Genomic DNA, 15,527 nt, shown 5'->3' with positions numbered 1-15,527 from the left:
AAGGGGAACGCCATGTTTACCGGCATCATCGAATCCATCGGCAACATTCGTGCACTGACCCCAAAAGGCGGCGATGTGCGGGTTTACGTAGAAACCGGCAAGCTCGACCTGAGCGACGTCAAACTCGGCGACAGCATCGCGATCAATGGCGTATGCCTGACCGCCGTTGAGCTGCCGGGCGACGGCTTTATGGCCGACGTCAGCCGCGAGACGCTGGACTGCACCGCGTTCAACGACCTGAAAAGCGGCAGCCGGGTTAACCTCGAAAAGGCCCTGACCCCGACCACCCGTCTGGGCGGCCACTTGGTGAGCGGTCACGTGGATGGTGTGGGCGAAGTGATCTCCCGCGAAGAGAACGCCCGCGCTGTCGAGTTCCGCATTCGTGCGCCCAAAGAGCTGGCCAAGTACATCGCGCACAAGGGCTCGATCACCGTTGATGGCACCAGCCTCACGGTGAACGCGGTCAATGGTGCAGAGTTCTCGCTGACCATCATTCCCCACACCCTGAGCGAAACCATCATGGCCGACTACCGGCCGGGTCGCCGGGTGAACCTTGAAGTTGACCTGCTGGCGCGTTATCTGGAGCGCTTGTTGCTGGGCGATAAAGCCGCCGAGCCAACCAAAGGCAGCACCATCAGCGAAAGTTTTCTGGCCGCCAACGGCTACCTCAAATCCTGAACTAAGGGGGTGCCGCGTGGCGCTCAACAGCATCGAAGAACTGGTTGAAGACATCCGCCAAGGCAAGATGGTCATCCTTATGGATGACGAAGACCGCGAGAACGAAGGCGACCTGATCATGGCCGCTGAGTGTTGCCAGGCCGAGCACATCAACTTCATGGCGCGCTTTGCCCGTGGCTTGATCTGCATGCCTATGAGCCGCGAGCGTTGCGAGCTGCTCAAGTTGCCATTGATGGCACCGCGCAACGGCTCCGGGTTCGGCACCAAGTTCACTGTTTCGATTGAAGCCGCCACAGGCGTGACCACCGGCATCTCGGCGGCAGACCGCGCGCGCACGGTGCAGGCGGCGGCGGCCAAAGACGCCAAAGCCGAAGACATCGTCAGCCCGGGTCATATCTTCCCGTTGATGGCCCAGTCGGGCGGTACGCTGGCCCGCGCCGGCCACACCGAAGCTGCTTGCGACTTGGCGCGCATGGCCGGTTTCGAGCCAAGCGGCGTGATCTGCGAAGTGATGAACGACGACGGCACGATGGCCCGTCGCCCTGAGCTTGAAACCTTTGCCGCCGAACACGGCATCAAAATCGGCACCATTGCTGACTTGATCCACTACCGGATGATCCACGAACGTACCGTTCAGCGGATTGCCGAGCAGCCGCTGGACAGCGAACTGGGCCAATTCAATTTGGTGACCTATCGTGATTCAGTCGAAGGCGATGTGCACATGGCACTGACCCTGGGCAAAATCTGCGCCGACGAACCGACGCTGGTGCGTGTGCATAACATGGACCCGCTGCGCGACCTGTTGATGGTCAAACAGCCCGGCCGCTGGAGCTTGCGCGCCGCTATGAGTGCAGTGGCAGAGGCCGGCAGCGGCGTGGTGCTGTTGCTGGGCCACCCGCTCGATGGTGATGTACTGCTGGCGCATATCCGCGAAACAGCAGACTCATTGCCGGCCAAAAAACCGACCACTTACAGCATCGTGGGTGCCGGTTCGCAGATCCTGCGTGACCTCGGCGTGCGCAAAATGCGCCTGATGAGTTCACCAATGAAGTTCAATGCCATATCCGGTTTTGATCTGGAAGTTGTAGAATACGTGCCCTCCGAATAAAGACCGGGCATTTCCAGTCTGAAATTCGTGGCCCAATATCCTTAAAGAGCGCATGTGAGTGCGCTCTGGCTCTTTAATACGAGACATACCGAATGACCCTGAAGACCATCGAAGGTACCTTCATCGCCCCCAAAGGTCGCTACGCTTTAGTAGTGGGCCGTTTCAACAGCTTCGTCGTCGAAAGCCTGGTGAGTGGTGCCGTTGATGCCCTGGTTCGCCACGGTGTGAACGAAAGCGACATCACCATCATTCGTGCGCCGGGTGCGTTCGAAATCCCGCTGGTTGCGCAAAAAGTGGCTCAGCGCAACGAGTTCGCCGCCATCATCGCCTTGGGCGCTGTGATTCGTGGCGGTACTCCGCACTTCGAATACGTGGCTGGCGAATGCACCAAGGGCTTGTCCCAGGTGTCGATGCAGTTCGGCGTACCGGTTGCATTTGGCGTATTGACGGTCGATTCGATCGAGCAAGCCATTGAGCGTTCCGGCACCAAAGCCGGTAACAAAGGCGCAGAAGCTGCTTTGTCCGCCCTTGAAATGGTCAGCCTGTTGGCACAGTTGGAGGCCAAGTGATTAGCGACGAAAGCGATCGTTTCAACCCGCGCGATCCTAAACCTGCGGACGCTGGCAAGCCATCCAAGAGCGCCAAACGTCGCGAAGCACGTCAGCTCGCGACTCAAGCGTTGTATCAGTGGCACATGGCCAAGCACTCGCTGAACGAGATCGAAGCGCAGTTTCGCGTGGATAACGACTTCACTGACGTTGATGCAGCTTACTTCCGTGAAATCCTGCACGGCGTGCCTGCACACCGTGGCGAGATCGATGCGGCGCTGTCTCCCTGCCTGGACATCACCATCGAAGAGCTGGACCCGGTTGAACTGGCGGTTCTGCGTCTTTCGACCTGGGAGTTGATCAAGCGTGTCGACGTGCCTTACCGCGTTGTGATCAACGAAGGTATCGAGCTGGCAAAAGTCTACGGCTCCACTGACGGCCACAAGTTCGTCAATGGTGTGCTGGACAAGCTGGCTCCGCGTCTGCGTGAAGCTGAAGTAAAGGCTTTCAAGCGCTAAGTTGCGCTGTCGGCTATGGGCGAGTTTGAGCTGATCCGCAATGTCTTCGCTGCCGCGCCCTGTGCGCAGAGCGGCGAGGGTGTTGCACTGGGGATCGGCGACGACTGCGCCCTGCTGGATGTTCCCTTCGGGGAACAGCTGGCAATTTCAACCGACACCCTGGTAGCCGGGGTGCACTTCGCAGATCCTTGCGACCCTTTCTTGCTCGGTCAGCGTTCGCTAGCAGTTGCGGCCAGTGATCTGGCGGCTATGGGGGCTACTCCCCTCGCATTTACCCTTGCCCTGACCTTGCCGACGGTAGACGCCGATTGGCTGCACGCCTATGCCCGTGGTTTGAACCAAATGGCTCACGCCTGCAACCTGCGCTTGATTGGCGGCGACACCACGCGAGGGCCGCTGTGCCTGACGCTGACTGTGTTTGGGCGTGTCCCGCGTGGCCAAGCGCTGACCCGCAGCGGTGCGCAGCCGGGCGACCTGTTATGTGTGGGCGGTGAGTTGGGCAATGCGGCGGGCGCGTTGCCGTTGGTGTTAGGCCAGCGCAGCGCCGAAAGCTTCATTGCTGAGCCACTGCTGGCGCATTACTGGTCGCCACAACCTCAGCTGGCGTTGGGGCAGGCGCTGCGCGGCAAAGCCACTTCGGCGCTGGATATCTCCGATGGCTTACTCGCAGACTGCGGGCATATTGCGCTGGCGTCACGGGTGGGGCTGTTGATTGAAAGCGACCGCGTGCCCATATCATTGGCGCTGCAAGAGTTTTTGGGCGACACCGCCGCGCAGCAAGCCGCCTTGAGCGGCGGCGACGATTATGTGCTGGCGTTCACCTTGCCTGCACTGGAACTGCCGACATTGCTGGCTGATGGTTGGCCCATCCATGTCATCGGCCGCGTAGTTGAAGGGCAGGGCGTTGGCTTGCTGGATGCCGAAGGCTGCGACATCACCCCAGCCATTCGCGGTTACCAGCACTTTCGTGGCATCTAACCTGTAGCCGCTGCCATAGGCGGCGATCAGCGCAATTGCAGTCGTTGGTTAAAAAAGACGAAGGCCCTTCGGCCCTTGTCGCAGCGACTACGGGACGTTGAGAGGGGCGTCTCAAAACAATCAAACTTTTTGATATGTATCCGCGAGAATTCAGCCTAAGCGTCTGTAGGAACGTCCTGCTACAATGCCGCCTCTGCGAATCTCCAGTCCTCAAACTGATCAGGAGCACACGGTGCCCGTCGTTTTCGTTGCCGCTTGCAAGCTACCCACCCCCTTTGCCGAATTCACCATGCATGGCTTCCTTGAGAAAGCCACCGGGCGTGAACACGTTGTGCTCAGTTTGGGCGACGTGGCCGACGGCGCCCCTGTCTTGGGCCGTGTGCATTCTGAATGTCTGACCGGTGATGCTTTGTTCAGTCAGCGTTGCGACTGCGGCTCGCAGCTCGAAGCGGCCTTGCAGGCGATTGCCCGTGAAGGGCGTGGCGTACTGCTGTATTTGCGTCAGGAAGGCCGCGGCATTGGCTTGCTCAATAAAGTACGCGCCTACGAGCTGCAAGATGGCGGCGCCGACACGGTCGAGGCCAACGAGCGTTTGGGCTTTGCCGCCGATCAGCGTGACTACGCTATCTGCTTGCCAATGCTTGAGCACTTGGGCGTGAAGTCATTGCGTTTGATGACCAACAACCCGCGCAAGGTCAAAGCGTTGACCGACATGGGCATTACCGTGGCTGAGCGTGTGCCGTTGCACACAGGTCACAACCCGCATAACAAACTGTATCTGGCAACCAAGGCCAATAAACTCGGGCACATGATGGGCAATCAACATCAAAGCGAGGCTGACCCGGCGTGACACGAGGCCAGATCCGTCGCCGATTGAGCTTCAGCTGGTGGCAGCAGTTGGTGCTGACCCTGCTCCCGCTGGTTTTGGCCACTGTGTTGTTCGGCAAGTCCGAACCGCTTTTGCCTGAGCTGGCAATGCCATTTTTCATCGTTGGCATGCTCTCGATGTTTGTCACGCTGCGTACATTTGGGCCTTACAAACACGGCTTGATCAACCTGCAAAAAGCCCTCGACACCCCGCAAGAACCCGCTAGCTGGGCCGAACTGGCGGTTGTTCGTCGTCGAGCCTTGCTGGCCGCCGGCCTGCCCACCTGGATCGCAACACTTGCGGTTTTTGTCGGGCTTGAAGGCGTACCGCTGCTGTTGCTGGCGTTGTCGACGCTGGTGCTGTTTTACCTCTACCGCATCCCCCGTCAGGTCGGCTAATGCGCCTCTGGCTAGCGCTTATGCTGCTGGCCATGAGCGTTTCAGCCACGGCTGCCACGCGCGTGGTCAGCCTGTCGCCTTCTCTCTCTGAAATGGTTGTCGAACTGGGCGCCGCTGACCTGCTGGTCGGGCGACTGGATGCAGGCGAGCCCTTGCCGGCGTTAGCCGGGGTGCCTTCAGTGGGGCGCTATGGCCAGTTGGACATGGAGCGTTTGCTTAGCCTGCAACCCGACTTGCTTTTGCTTTGGCCCGCCAGTGTAGGCGTTGCGCAACGCGAGCAATTAAACCGGCTCAACATCCCGACCTACACAGCAGAACCCAAAAGCCTTGAGCAGCTGGCGGATCAAGTCCAAGCCTTGGCGGTTGCTTTAAATCGCCCTGAGCGCGGGCGAGAGCTTGCAACGCAACTGCGTCAGCGTCTGGCCGGGCTGCGTGAGCAGTACCATCGCGACCAACCGCTGCGGGTGTTTTACCAAGTGTGGGATCAGCCGCTCTATACCATCGGCGGGGGCCAAATCATCAGCGATGCGCTGGCGGTGTGCGGGTCGAGCAATGTGTTCGCTGACCTGAAGCTGCCTGCGCCGCAGGTCAGCGTGGAGTCGGTGCTACAGCGCAACCCTGAGGTGATCATTGCCAGCACCCAAGCGCAGCTCGATGCCTGGAAAGCCTGGCCGCAAATTGATGCGGTCAAGCACGGGCGTTTGTTGTTGCTCAGCGATAAAGGCCTTGAACGCCCCAGCGGGCAGATGATTGAGGCGACTGCCCGGTTGTGTGGGCAGCTTTGGCCCGATTAACAGATCCCGTTGTTCGCGCAACGCTCAGAGCGTTGGGGTCCAAGTGATCGCCAATTGCACGGTGCGACGCTCTTCGCGGTAGGCGTAGTAGTTGGCGTTGTAGTCATAAAGCGCGCGGGTGAAGGTCTTGTCCAAGACGTTATCGACTTTCAGGTCAAGCCGAACCTGAGGGCTGACTTTCCAGTTACCACGCAGCCCAAGCAGTCCATAGCCAGCAATGGGGCGCTCATTCTTCTCGTCGTTATAACTGCGGCTCACCGCTTGCCAGCTGGCGCCAACACCTAACCGATCAAACTGACGGTCAAGGTCAAGACTCAAGGTTCGCCGAGCCCGGCGGCTCAAGGTGTGGCCAGTTTCGCGGTCACGCGGGTCGATAATCGCGATGCCCAGGCTGCTTTGCCAGCCGAACCACTCTTGTTGCAGGGCGCTTTCAAAGCCGGTAATACGGGCTGCCCCGATGTTTTGTTGAATCCACTGAGTGTCGGCCACAATGGCGTCGCGAATGTCAGTGCGATACAGCGAAGTTTCTAGCCTGCTGCTTGCGCTCAACTGGCTGCGCCATTGCACTTCGTAGCTTTTGGAGTGCTCGGGTTTGAGCGCGGGGTTGCCATAATCGGGGTAGTACAAGTCGTTAAACGTCGGAGCCCGAAACCCTTCGCTGTAGGACAGCAGCACGTCGTTGTTGGCATTTAGCGGCACCGTCAGGCTGGCACTCCACGTGTTATTACTGCCGAACTGTTGGTTTGAGTCATGACGCAGCCCCAGTTCGGTCGAAAAATAATCACCAGCAAAGCGGTGTTGAATGAAAGCTGCGCGGTTCCAACGGTTGTCCTTGTCGAAAGGGGTGTTGCTGCGAACGCTGTCTTCATAAGCGTCAGCCCCCAGAATCAGGCTGTTTTTATCGTCCAGCGTCAGGTTGTTTTGCCAGTTCAGTGAATTGCGATAAGTGTTGAAGCTGTAAATATCAGGGCTGAGTTTGTCCCGCGTCTTTTCACGGTTCTCGCTGTGCCCCAACTCCAAGCGCGAATTCCAGCGCTCGGTCAATTGCGCATCAACAAAACTGCCCACGCTGCTGATATCAAAATCGCTGTATTGCTGTTGGCCGCTGATGTTTCCGGTAGCTGGGTCCCAGCGGCCAGAGGGGTTGTCCAACTCGGTTTTACCCACGTTTTTAAGCGCGGTGAGGCCGAACTCAAGTTGCTCAGTCAGTTGGTGGCTGAAGTTGAGGTTCAGGGAGTTATTGCGATAAGCGTCGTGGTCGTTGTCGCTGGGGAACGACTCGCGGGTGCGATTGATCCCGGCGGTGTTTTCCAGCGCTGCACTTAAGTTAAAGCGCGTTTGCGTGTCGCCGCCCGAAACCCCTGCGCTGTTGAGCGAGCTGCCATAACTGCCGATTGCGCTGTGCAGGCGCAGTTGTGGCGCTTGGTCGGCTCCGCGCCGGGTAAAGATCTGAATCACCCCGCCAATGGCATCGCTGCCGTAAATCACCGAACGTGAGCCACGCAACACCTCAACGCGTTCAATCTGGTCGATATTCAGGTATTGCAGGTTGCTGTCGGCCGACGTGGCATTGGCCATGCGTTGGCCGTCCACCAACACCAAGCTTTGTGCGGATTTGGTGCCGCGAATATAAATTCCCGGCAGGCCACCACGCCCACCGCTGCGCGCCACTTGCACCCCCGGCACCCGACCCAATAAATCGGTCAGGCTGGTGGGCTGCAAGCGGTCGATATCGCCACGAGTGAACACCGTGTTAGCGCTGCTGCTGTCCGAGCGCGCTTCAACCTGACGGCTGCCGGTAATGAGTGTTTGCGGGAGCTTGAGCGCGTCTTCGCGCTCAATGGCGTCCGCCAGCACAGGGCTGGCGGGGATGAAACCCAGGATTAAAGCGAGGTGAAGGTATTTCATGGAGACCAAGTACTGTAGTCGCTGCCGTTAGGCTGCGATAAGGGCCGTAGGACCTTTAAAAATGGGGGCTGCTGCGCAACCCCATCACAGCCTGCGGCATCGACTACAGGGCTGTGCTTACAGCCCCAGCAGTTTCATGCGCAGGCGAACCGAAGCCTCAATGCCAGCGGCATCCAGCCCGCACTCGGCCAGCATTTGGCTCGGCTTGGCATGCTCGACGTAAACGTCTGGCAAGCCCAGGTGCAGAACCGATTTGAGTATGTTTTCACGGGCCAGAAGCTCGCTGACCGCCGCCCCGGCACCGCCCATGATGGCGTTTTCTTCGAGGGTCACCAGCAACTCATGGCGGCTAGCCATGTCGAGCACCAGTGCTTCGTCCATTGGTTTCACGAAGCGCATGTCGACCACGGTAGCGTCGATTTTGTCAGCCACTTGCAGGGCTTCGGCCAATTGCACGCCAAACACCAACATCGCGACTTTGCTGCCCTGACGGCGAATAACGCCTTTGCCGATTTCTAGCGGCTCAAGGTTTTTTTCGATAGGCGCGTTCGGGCCAGTGCCACGCGGGTAACGCACAGCGGCCGGGCCGTTGTACAGGTGGCCGGTGGTGAGCATTTTGCGCAGTTCGTTCTCATCGCTCGGGGTCATGATGACCATGCCCGGAATACAGCGCAGGTATGACAGGTCAAAGCTGCCCGCGTGAGTCGGGCCGTCTTCACCCACCAAACCGGCGCGATCGATGGCGAACAGGACGTCCAGGTTTTGTACCGCGACGTCATGCACCAATTGGTCGTAACCGCGCTGCAAGAACGTCGAGTAAATCGCTACCACGGGCTTGGCGCCTTCGCAGGCCATGCCGGCAGCAAAGGTCACCGCGTGTTGTTCAGCAATGGCCACATCGAAATAACGCTGCGGGAAACGCTCGCTGAAGTCGATCAGGTCAGAGCCTTCTTTCATGGCGGGGGTGATCCCTACCAAGCGCGAGTCGGCTGCCGCCATGTCGCACAGCCACTCGCCAAACACGGCTGAGTATTTCGGCCCGCTAGCGGCCTTGGGTGCGGCTTTTGGCGCATCCAGCGGCTCTAGTTTAGTGATGGCGTGGTAGCCAATCGGATCAACTTCGGCAGGCGCAAAGCCTTTGCCTTTTTTGGTCACGATGTGCAGGAACTGCGGGCCTTTGAGGTCACGCATGTTACGCAGCGTTGCCACCAGCGTCGGCAAGTCGTGGCCATCAATGGGGCCGATGTAGTTCCAGCCAAGCTCTTCAAACAGCGTGCCGGGCACCAGCATGCCTTTGGCGTATTCTTCAGTGCGACGGGCGATTTCCCACGCGCCGGGCAAGCGCGACAGCACTTTTTTGCTGCCTTCGCGCATGCTGGCGTAAGTGCGGCTCGACAGGATTTTGGCCAGATAATTGGACAAACCACCGACATTGCGTGAAATCGACATGTCGTTGTCGTTGAGGATCACCAACATATTGGCGTCGACTTCAGGCGCATGGTTTAGCGCTTCAAACGCCATGCCTGCGGTCAAAGCGCCATCACCGATCACAGCAATCGCCTTGCGGTCACTGTTTTGCAGGCGGGCAGCAATAGCCATGCCCAGTGCCGCGCTGATTGATGTGCTGGAGTGGCCGACCCCAAAGGTGTCGTATTCGCTTTCGGAGCGACGCGGGAAAGCAGCGATGCCGTCCTTCTGGCGCAAGGTCGCCATTTGTTCGCGACGGCCCGTGAGGATTTTATGCGGATACGCCTGATGGCCTACATCCCACACCAGCCGGTCGTCCGGGGTGTCGAAGACGTAGTGCAACGCGATGGTCAACTCAATGACCCCCAAGCCTGCACCAAAATGACCGCCTGTCTGGCCGACGGTATAGAGCAGTTCTTGGCGCAATTCATCGGCCAGGGTTTCCAGCTCGGCTTCGGCTAACCGGCGCAGGCCCGCAGGCGTGCCGGCTCGGTCGAGCAGGGGCGTGGTTGGGCGCTGGCGGGGAAACTCGTGAAACGTCGTTGGCATCAGGCGAATCGTTATAGGTATAAGAAGAGGCGGCAGTTTACCTTATGGAACGTAAGCTGCCCACGAAGTGTGGTGTTCGTTAGTCAGACCTTGGCATTAGACGCTGCCAGAAAAGGGCCTTTATGAGTGTTTTAGTGGCTGCGTTCTACGATGTAGCGGGCGAGTTCACGTAATGGCTGCGCCGCTGCATCAAAAGGTCGCAGGGCATTGAGTGCCTGGTCGCGAAGCTCCAGCGCATACGCCTTGGCGCCTTCGAGTCCCATCAATGAAGGGTAAGTCGGTTTGTCCCGCGCCGCGTCAGCACCCGATTGTTTGCCCAACGTGGTTGTATCGCCTTCAACATCAAGAATGTCGTCTTGCACTTGAAACGCCAGACCGATAGCGCGTGCGTAAACCTTCAATGCCTTTAGTTGGCTGTCTTGCGCTCGGCCACTGGCCAGAGCGCCCAGTTGCACACTGGCTTCGATGAGGGCGCCCGTCTTGTGGCGGTGCATGTATTCCAGAGCACTTTGATCGAGCTTGAGGCCCACCGAGCCTAAGTCGATGGCTTGCCCGCCGACCATACCTGCCGGGCCTGCGGCCAAGGCCAGATCTGACACCATGCGCAAGCGCGTTTCAGCGTCCAACGTGTTCAGTTGTGGGTCGAGCAGGGCGCTGAAGGCCAGGCTTTGCAGGCCATCTCCGGCCAGAATCGCACAGGCTTCGTCGAAAGCTTTGTGAGTTGTTGGCTGCCCGCGTCGCAGGTCGTCGTCGTCCATCGCAGGCAAGTCATCGTGAACCAGCGAATACGCGTGGATCAGTTCTACCGCGCAAGCTGCGCCGTTGGCGTGTTCAGGTGCGGTGCCCAGCGCTTCGCAGGCGGCATAGGCCAATAGCGGGCGAACCCGTTTGCCGCCATTCATCACGCTATAGCGCATGGCCTCGTACAGACGGGTCAGCTCCGGTGACGGCGCGACAAACAGGCGCTCCAGCGCTGCATTGACCCGGGCCTGACTGCTGGTCTGGTAAGCGTCGATCATTCTGGCTGTTCCGCGTCAAAAGGTTCCTGCGCCAACTCGCCGTCGCGCTCCAGCAGGATTTGCACTTTTTGCTCTGCTTGGGCCAGCGCACCTTGGCAATCACGGGTCAGGCGGATGCCTTGTTCGAAGGCTGTCAGCGAGTCTTCCAGCGACAGCTCGCCATTTTCCAGACGCTCAACCAGCGTTTGAAGGTCGGCAAGGGACTGTTCGAAATCCAGAGAAGCTTTTTTGCGGGCCATGGCGGCGGTCTCGGTAGGCGTTAAAACCGGCTGACACTAGCAGACAGCGGGTTTTGGGGCAAATCGAGGGTGGGAAAGGCGTGTTGTATAGGTGGGTTCTTTTTAGGTTGCAGGGTATTTCTGTTGCTGCTTGCGAATCCTTATGTTTGCTCAGCTCTGCGTATGACAGTGCGTTCTTTGGTGTGGGAATGAATGAGCCTTGGCGGCGTGCTGACATCCGAATGAGTGCTTTTCTGGGTAGGTCACGTCACCGTCCACTATTCCCGCGTTGCTGAAGGATTTTTCCGACATATTTATTTGCTGCTTCGCCCTAAGGTCTCGCCCTCTGAACGGACTCGGTAGTAAGCAGTGACGACCCCAATTCTCACCTTGAGTGTTTATGTGCTGTGCGCTCCAGTTGGGGGCGCGCAACGATGAAATATTCCAGCCAGTTGTTTGCTCGTCTTGTTGAGCTGGCCAAAACGCCGGTGTTCAAAGACAGCTTTGCCGGGAATGACGTGCGCTTTTCAAATGAATTTGAAGCGCTAGAACGTGAGTTGGCCAAGGCTCAAGCTCTGTATGAAAACGCTCAGGTTGACTGGTTCGTGGTTCAGGAAAGCAGCGAGGCTTTGCTGCGTGATCAATCCAAAGACCTGCGCGTGGGTGTCTGGCTAACGTGGGCTTTGTATCGACGTGAATCGTTTGCCGGGTTATTGGCGGGTCTGGGGTTGCTGCATCACTTGTGCAAACACCACTGGGAACATATTCACCCCCTTAAATTGCGCACCCGTGGGGCGGCCATTGGCTGGTTGCTTTCGCGCCTTGATCAAGTGCTGAGTGAAAACGTACCGATCAAAGAGCAATTGGCACTTTTTCAGCACATGGTTGTGTTGCTCCAAGAGCTGGAGAGCGAACTGTCACGGCACCTTGGCAGTGAAGCCCCCCTGTTGTTGCCCATTTGTCGCCGCCTCAATCGCATGGTCCAGCGCGCCATAGACAGCCAGCCCGTCGCCACGCCTGTTCAAGCGGTTGTGGCTCAGGTCAAGCAAGTCGCCGCTCAGATCATCGCGCCCAGCACTGCAATCGAAAACGAGAAGGACGCCGCCAAAGCCTTGCGTGCGCAACAAGACAGCGGTCAGCCCCTGTGCAGGTGGTGGCTTAAACAAAAGGCCACGGACCTTCGAGCCCTGCGCCTCAATCGCACCCTGAGCTGGCTGGCAATTGAAGTGCTTCCTGATCGCAATGCTGAACACGTGACGTCGGTACGCGGTTTGCCGCCTGACAAGTTGAAAAGCTATCGCGAGCGTTTTGAGCAGGGGCAGTTGGCTGACTTGTTGGTTGACCTTGAAGCCGGGTTGCCCAAGGCGCCGTTTTGGCTCGACGGTCAACGCATGGTGTGGGAGTGCCTGAACGGCTTGCGCGCTGAGTCGGCGATGCGAGAGATCGAATTCCAGTTTGCGCTGCTGCTTCATCGGCTGCCCGGCCTCGTCGAGCTGCGCTTCAGTGACGCCACGCCTTTTGCTGACCCGGCGACTCAAGCCTGGATAGCGAGCCACGTGATGCCCTATCTGCAACTTCCCGCTGCCCCCGTAACCACGGCCCCGGCTGAGCAACCAGAGTGGGAGCTTGCGCTGCAAGACGCGCTGGAAATTTTTCGCAGCCGTGGCCTCAAGCCTGCCGTGCAGCGAATCAAGCTTGGCTTGCAGAGTGCGCAGGGTGAGCGCGTGCGTTTTCACTGGCAACTGGCGCTCGCCCGGCTGTGCTTCACGAGCAAAAAGTACGACTTGGCCAAGGCCCAGTTGGAGATGCTCGATCAGTGGCTTCAACGCTCGGCAATTCAAGCTTGGGAGCCTGATCTGGTGCTGGAAGTGCTGCGCCTTTTGTACCGCTGCTGCGAGTTATTGCCGCAGAACAACGAGGTTCGAGAGCGCAAGGATGAGATGTACCGCAGGTTGTGTCACCTCGATCTCGAAGTGGTACTCGAATAGGCCTTAAGGCCACACCAACGCAAGGAAAAACGTCATGGCCAAAGAAGGCTCTGTAGCCCCCAAAGAACGTATCAATATCACGTTCAAACCCGCCACGGGCGGCGCTCAAGAAGAGATCGAGCTGCCGTTGAAACTGCTGGTAGTCGGTGATTACACCCAGCGGCTGGATGAGCGAAAGCTTGAAGATCGCAAGCCCATTGCCATCGACAAAATGAGCTTCGACGAAGTGCTGTCCAAACAGGAGCTTCAACTGACGCTCAGCGTGCCCAACCGTCTGCAGGATGATGCGGCCAGCGATGAGTTGGCAATTGCGCTGCGGGTCAATGCCATGAAGGACTTTTCCCCGGCGAGTCTGGTTGAACAAGTGCCAGAACTGAAAAAACTGATGGAGCTTCGTGATGCCTTGGTCGCCCTGAAAGGCCCACTGGGCAACGCGCCGAGCTTTCGCAAGGCGATTGAAGGCGTGCTGGCTGACGATGAGTCCCGCGCGCGCGTGCTGAGCGAACTAGATCTGGTCGTCGCACCAGCTACGGACGCTTGAGCCCCCTATCAGCAAAGGAAGTCAGACCATGAGCACACGCTCCGCGCAGCAAAAAACTAACCCAAGCACCGAATACAGCATTCTTGATGACATCATCGCCGAAACCCGGCTGACCCCTGATGATGAAGCCTTTGGCATTGCCAAGCGTGGCGTCGCAGCCTTTATAGAAGAGCTGCTCAAGCCGCAGAACAAGAACGAGCCCGTCAAGAAGGCGATGGTTGATCGCATGATCGCCGAGATCGACGCCAAGCTCAGCCGCCAGATGGATGAGATCCTGCACCACGCCGACTTTCAATCGCTGGAGTCAGCCTGGCGCGGCCTGCAACTGTTGGTTGAGCGCACCAACTTTCGCGAAAACATCAAAATCGAAGTCCTCAACGTGTCCAAAGACGACCTGCTTGAGGACTTTGAAGACTCGCCAGAGGTGATGCAGTCGGGCCTGTACAAGCACATCTACACCGCCGAATACGGCCAGTTTGGTGGCGAGCCCGTGGGCGCGATTATCGCCAACTACTTCATGTCCCCAAGTTCGCCGGATGTGAAGCTGATGCAGTACGTGTCCAGCGTTGCCTGCATGTCCCATGCCCCCTTTGTGGCCTCGGCCGGGCCGAAGTTTTTCGGCCTGGACAGCTTCACCGGCATGCCCAACCTCAAAGATCTGAAAGACCACTTTGCCGGGCCGCAGTTTGCCAAGTGGCAGAGCTTTCGTGAGTCTGAAGATGCACGTTACATGGCGCTCACGGTTCCGCGTTTCTTGCTGCGCAACCCCTACGATCCAGAAGAAAACCCGGTCAAGTCGTTCGTCTACAAAGAGACCGTTGCCAACGACCATGAGCACTACTTGTGGGGCAACACGGCCTACGCATTCGCCTCCAAACTGACTGAAAGCTTCGCCAAGTTTCGCTGGTGCCCAAACATTATTGGCCCGCAAAGTGGCGGTGCTGTTGAAGACCTGCCACTGCACCACTTTGAGAGCATGGGTGAAATCGAAACCAAGATCCCGACCGAGGTGTTGGTGTCTGACCGCCGTGAGTTTGAGTTGGCGGAGGAAGGCTTCATCTCCCTGACCATGCGCAAAGGCAGCGATAACGCAGCGTTCTTCTCCGCGAGTTCAACCCAAAAGCCGAAGTTTTTTGGCAACAGTGCAGAAGGCAAAAACGCAGAGCTGAATTACAAGCTCGGCACGCAACTGCCTTACATGATGATCGTCAACCGCCTGGCGCATTACCTGAAGGTTTTGCAGCGCGAGCAGTTGGGTTCGTGGAAAGAGCGTACGGACCTTGAGCTTGAACTTAACAAGTGGATTCGCCAATACGTAGCCGACCAAGACAACCCGGGCGCCGAAGTGCGTGGGCGTCGTCCATTGCGCGCAGCCCAAATCACTGTCAGCGATGTAGAAGGTGAGCCCGGCTGGTATCGCGTGAGCCTCAATGTGCGCCCGCACTTCAAATACATGGGCGCTGACTTCACCTTGTCGCTGGTCGGCAAGCTGGACAAAGAGTAAGGGCGCCGGGCATGGCAGGTTACGGCAGCCTTTTCGAACGCCTGGGCGGCGACACCTTGCAACGGGTCGGTTTGAGCCCGCAGGCCTGCGCCTTGGCGTCCGTGGCGGCCCATCTGGCCAAAATGCTCAGCACCCGGGCGGGCAGTGTGCAAACGCTGCCCGACTACGGGTTACCCGACCTCAATGACATGAGCCTGAGCCTACATGAATCGCTGAGTCAGGCGCGCCGCGCCATTGAGCACTTTATCGAGCGTTACGAACCTCGCCTGAGCCGGGTGCGGGTTGTCTCACTGCCCCGAGACCACAACCCATTGCGGCTTGCCTTCAGCATTGAGGGTTTGCTGGAAGTTGAGGGTTGCAAGCGTCAGGTCATGTTTTCGGCGCAGCTCGATGGCAGTGGTCAAGTCTCAGTGACCTAAAGCGCTGAAGTCATTTCCCCCTTT

The 15,527-nt window shown here is 58.4% G+C and carries 16 protein-coding genes; 12 read left to right on the top strand and 4 right to left on the bottom strand.

All coding sequences use genetic code 11. From position 1 onward, the window contains the following. Positions 1-12 precede the first annotated feature (12 nt). The 8 genes from ACZRJQ_RS05075 to ACZRJQ_RS05040 all read left to right on the top strand — a co-directional run bounded on the left by ACZRJQ_RS05075 (position 13) and on the right by ACZRJQ_RS05040 (position 5,890). A complete protein-coding gene (locus ACZRJQ_RS05075) occupies positions 13-678 on the top strand; it encodes a riboflavin synthase (protein ID WP_463977310.1) in 666 nt (221 codons plus the stop codon). A 16-nt stretch (positions 679-694) separates the two neighbouring features. After that, positions 695-1,786 (top strand): bifunctional 3,4-dihydroxy-2-butanone-4-phosphate synthase/GTP cyclohydrolase II, encoded by a 1,092-nt coding sequence (ribBA, locus tag ACZRJQ_RS05070; RefSeq protein WP_463977309.1) that lies wholly within the window; start codon positions 695-697, stop codon positions 1,784-1,786. A gap of 92 nt (positions 1,787-1,878) precedes the next feature. Then, positions 1,879-2,355: a 6,7-dimethyl-8-ribityllumazine synthase gene (gene ribH / locus ACZRJQ_RS05065; protein ID WP_003444275.1), complete on the top strand. Its 477-nt coding sequence runs from the start codon at positions 1,879-1,881 to the stop codon at positions 2,353-2,355. After that, positions 2,352-2,852, top strand: a complete 501-nt coding sequence (nusB, locus tag ACZRJQ_RS05060; protein ID WP_463977308.1) for a transcription antitermination factor NusB — start codon at positions 2,352-2,354, stop codon at positions 2,850-2,852. Before ribH ends, nusB begins: the two co-directional genes overlap by 4 nt. A gap of 15 nt (positions 2,853-2,867) precedes the next feature. Next, positions 2,868-3,830, top strand: coding sequence for a thiamine-phosphate kinase (thiL, locus tag ACZRJQ_RS05055; RefSeq protein ID WP_463977307.1), 963 nt, complete (start codon positions 2,868-2,870; stop codon positions 3,828-3,830). 232 nt (positions 3,831-4,062) lie between these two features. Next, on the top strand, positions 4,063-4,680 hold the full coding sequence (gene ribA / locus ACZRJQ_RS05050) for a GTP cyclohydrolase II (protein WP_322237386.1): 618 nt from the start codon (positions 4,063-4,065) through the stop codon (positions 4,678-4,680). Further along, positions 4,677-5,096 carry an MFS transporter gene (locus ACZRJQ_RS05045; protein WP_463977306.1) on the top strand — a complete coding sequence of 140 codons (420 nt, stop codon included), beginning with the start codon at positions 4,677-4,679 and terminating at the stop codon, positions 5,094-5,096. The genes ribA and ACZRJQ_RS05045 overlap by 4 nt, the downstream gene beginning before the upstream one ends. Beyond that, positions 5,096-5,890, top strand: a complete 795-nt coding sequence (locus tag ACZRJQ_RS05040) for a cobalamin-binding protein (RefSeq protein WP_463977305.1) — start codon at positions 5,096-5,098, stop codon at positions 5,888-5,890. Before ACZRJQ_RS05045 ends, ACZRJQ_RS05040 begins: the two co-directional genes overlap by 1 nt. A 24-nt stretch (positions 5,891-5,914) precedes the next feature. Here ACZRJQ_RS05040 and ACZRJQ_RS05035 read toward each other — a convergent pair whose 3' ends face one another. The 4 genes from ACZRJQ_RS05035 to ACZRJQ_RS05020 all read right to left on the bottom strand — a co-directional run bounded on the left by ACZRJQ_RS05035 (position 5,915) and on the right by ACZRJQ_RS05020 (position 11,072). Beyond that, complete coding sequence (locus ACZRJQ_RS05035) at positions 5,915-7,798, bottom strand: TonB-dependent receptor domain-containing protein (RefSeq protein WP_463977304.1); 1,884 nt, start codon at positions 7,796-7,798, stop codon at positions 5,915-5,917. A gap of 117 nt (positions 7,799-7,915) precedes the next feature. Beyond that, positions 7,916-9,814, bottom strand: a complete 1,899-nt coding sequence (dxs, locus tag ACZRJQ_RS05030; RefSeq protein WP_463977303.1) for a 1-deoxy-D-xylulose-5-phosphate synthase — start codon at positions 9,812-9,814, stop codon at positions 7,916-7,918. A gap of 131 nt (positions 9,815-9,945) precedes the next feature. Beyond that, positions 9,946-10,833, bottom strand: a complete 888-nt coding sequence (ispA, locus tag ACZRJQ_RS05025) for a (2E,6E)-farnesyl diphosphate synthase (protein ID WP_463977302.1) — start codon at positions 10,831-10,833, stop codon at positions 9,946-9,948. Continuing rightward, entirely contained in the window at positions 10,830-11,072 is a 243-nt protein-coding gene (locus ACZRJQ_RS05020) for an exodeoxyribonuclease VII small subunit (protein ID WP_048367754.1), read from the bottom strand. Before ACZRJQ_RS05020 ends, ispA begins: the two co-directional genes overlap by 4 nt. A gap of 413 nt (positions 11,073-11,485) precedes the next feature. Here ACZRJQ_RS05020 and tssA point away from each other — a divergent pair, with 413 nt between their 5' ends. Genes tssA through tssE form a run of 4 tightly spaced genes read left to right on the top strand, consistent with a single transcriptional unit; the run spans position 11,486 to position 15,503 of the window. Continuing rightward, positions 11,486-13,039 (top strand): type VI secretion system protein TssA, encoded by a 1,554-nt coding sequence (gene tssA / locus ACZRJQ_RS05015; RefSeq protein ID WP_463977301.1) that lies wholly within the window; start codon positions 11,486-11,488, stop codon positions 13,037-13,039. Positions 13,040-13,073: 34 nt separating this feature from the next. Beyond that, on the top strand, positions 13,074-13,580 hold the full coding sequence (gene tssB / locus ACZRJQ_RS05010; protein WP_463977300.1) for a type VI secretion system contractile sheath small subunit: 507 nt from the start codon (positions 13,074-13,076) through the stop codon (positions 13,578-13,580). A gap of 28 nt (positions 13,581-13,608) precedes the next feature. Continuing rightward, the gene (gene tssC, locus ACZRJQ_RS05005) at positions 13,609-15,084 is read left to right on the top strand and encodes a type VI secretion system contractile sheath large subunit (protein WP_463977299.1); all 1,476 of its coding nucleotides are present in this window, start codon (positions 13,609-13,611) and stop codon (positions 15,082-15,084) included. An 11-nt stretch (positions 15,085-15,095) separates the two neighbouring features. Next, the gene (gene tssE / locus ACZRJQ_RS05000) at positions 15,096-15,503 is read left to right on the top strand and encodes a type VI secretion system baseplate subunit TssE (protein ID WP_463977298.1); all 408 of its coding nucleotides are present in this window, start codon (positions 15,096-15,098) and stop codon (positions 15,501-15,503) included. The last annotated feature ends 24 nt before the right edge of the window (positions 15,504-15,527 follow it).

Source organism: Pseudomonas sp. E315 (assembly GCF_055406205.1).
The sequence above is the reverse complement of the archived record's forward strand: the minus strand, read 5'-3'. Positions and strand labels throughout refer to the sequence as shown.

Coding starts and splice junctions, on each gene's coding strand:
- ACZRJQ_RS05075 (WP_463977310.1), top strand. CDS start 13: ATGTTTACCGGCATCATCGAATCCATCGGCAACATTCGTGCACTGACC.
- ribH (WP_003444275.1), top strand. CDS start 1,879: ATGACCCTGAAGACCATCGAAGGTACCTTCATCGCCCCCAAAGGTCGC.
- thiL (WP_463977307.1), top strand. CDS start 2,868: ATGGGCGAGTTTGAGCTGATCCGCAATGTCTTCGCTGCCGCGCCCTGT.
- ACZRJQ_RS05040 (WP_463977305.1), top strand. CDS start 5,096: ATGCGCCTCTGGCTAGCGCTTATGCTGCTGGCCATGAGCGTTTCAGCC.
- ACZRJQ_RS05035 (WP_463977304.1), bottom strand. CDS start 7,798: ATGAAATACCTTCACCTCGCTTTAATCCTGGGTTTCATCCCCGCCAGC.
- dxs (WP_463977303.1), bottom strand. CDS start 9,814: ATGCCAACGACGTTTCACGAGTTTCCCCGCCAGCGCCCAACCACGCCC.
- ispA (WP_463977302.1), bottom strand. CDS start 10,833: ATGATCGACGCTTACCAGACCAGCAGTCAGGCCCGGGTCAATGCAGCG.
- ACZRJQ_RS05020 (WP_048367754.1), bottom strand. CDS start 11,072: ATGGCCCGCAAAAAAGCTTCTCTGGATTTCGAACAGTCCCTTGCCGAC.
- tssA (WP_463977301.1), top strand. CDS start 11,486: ATGAAATATTCCAGCCAGTTGTTTGCTCGTCTTGTTGAGCTGGCCAAA.
- tssB (WP_463977300.1), top strand. CDS start 13,074: ATGGCCAAAGAAGGCTCTGTAGCCCCCAAAGAACGTATCAATATCACG.
- tssC (WP_463977299.1), top strand. CDS start 13,609: ATGAGCACACGCTCCGCGCAGCAAAAAACTAACCCAAGCACCGAATAC.
- tssE (WP_463977298.1), top strand. CDS start 15,096: ATGGCAGGTTACGGCAGCCTTTTCGAACGCCTGGGCGGCGACACCTTG.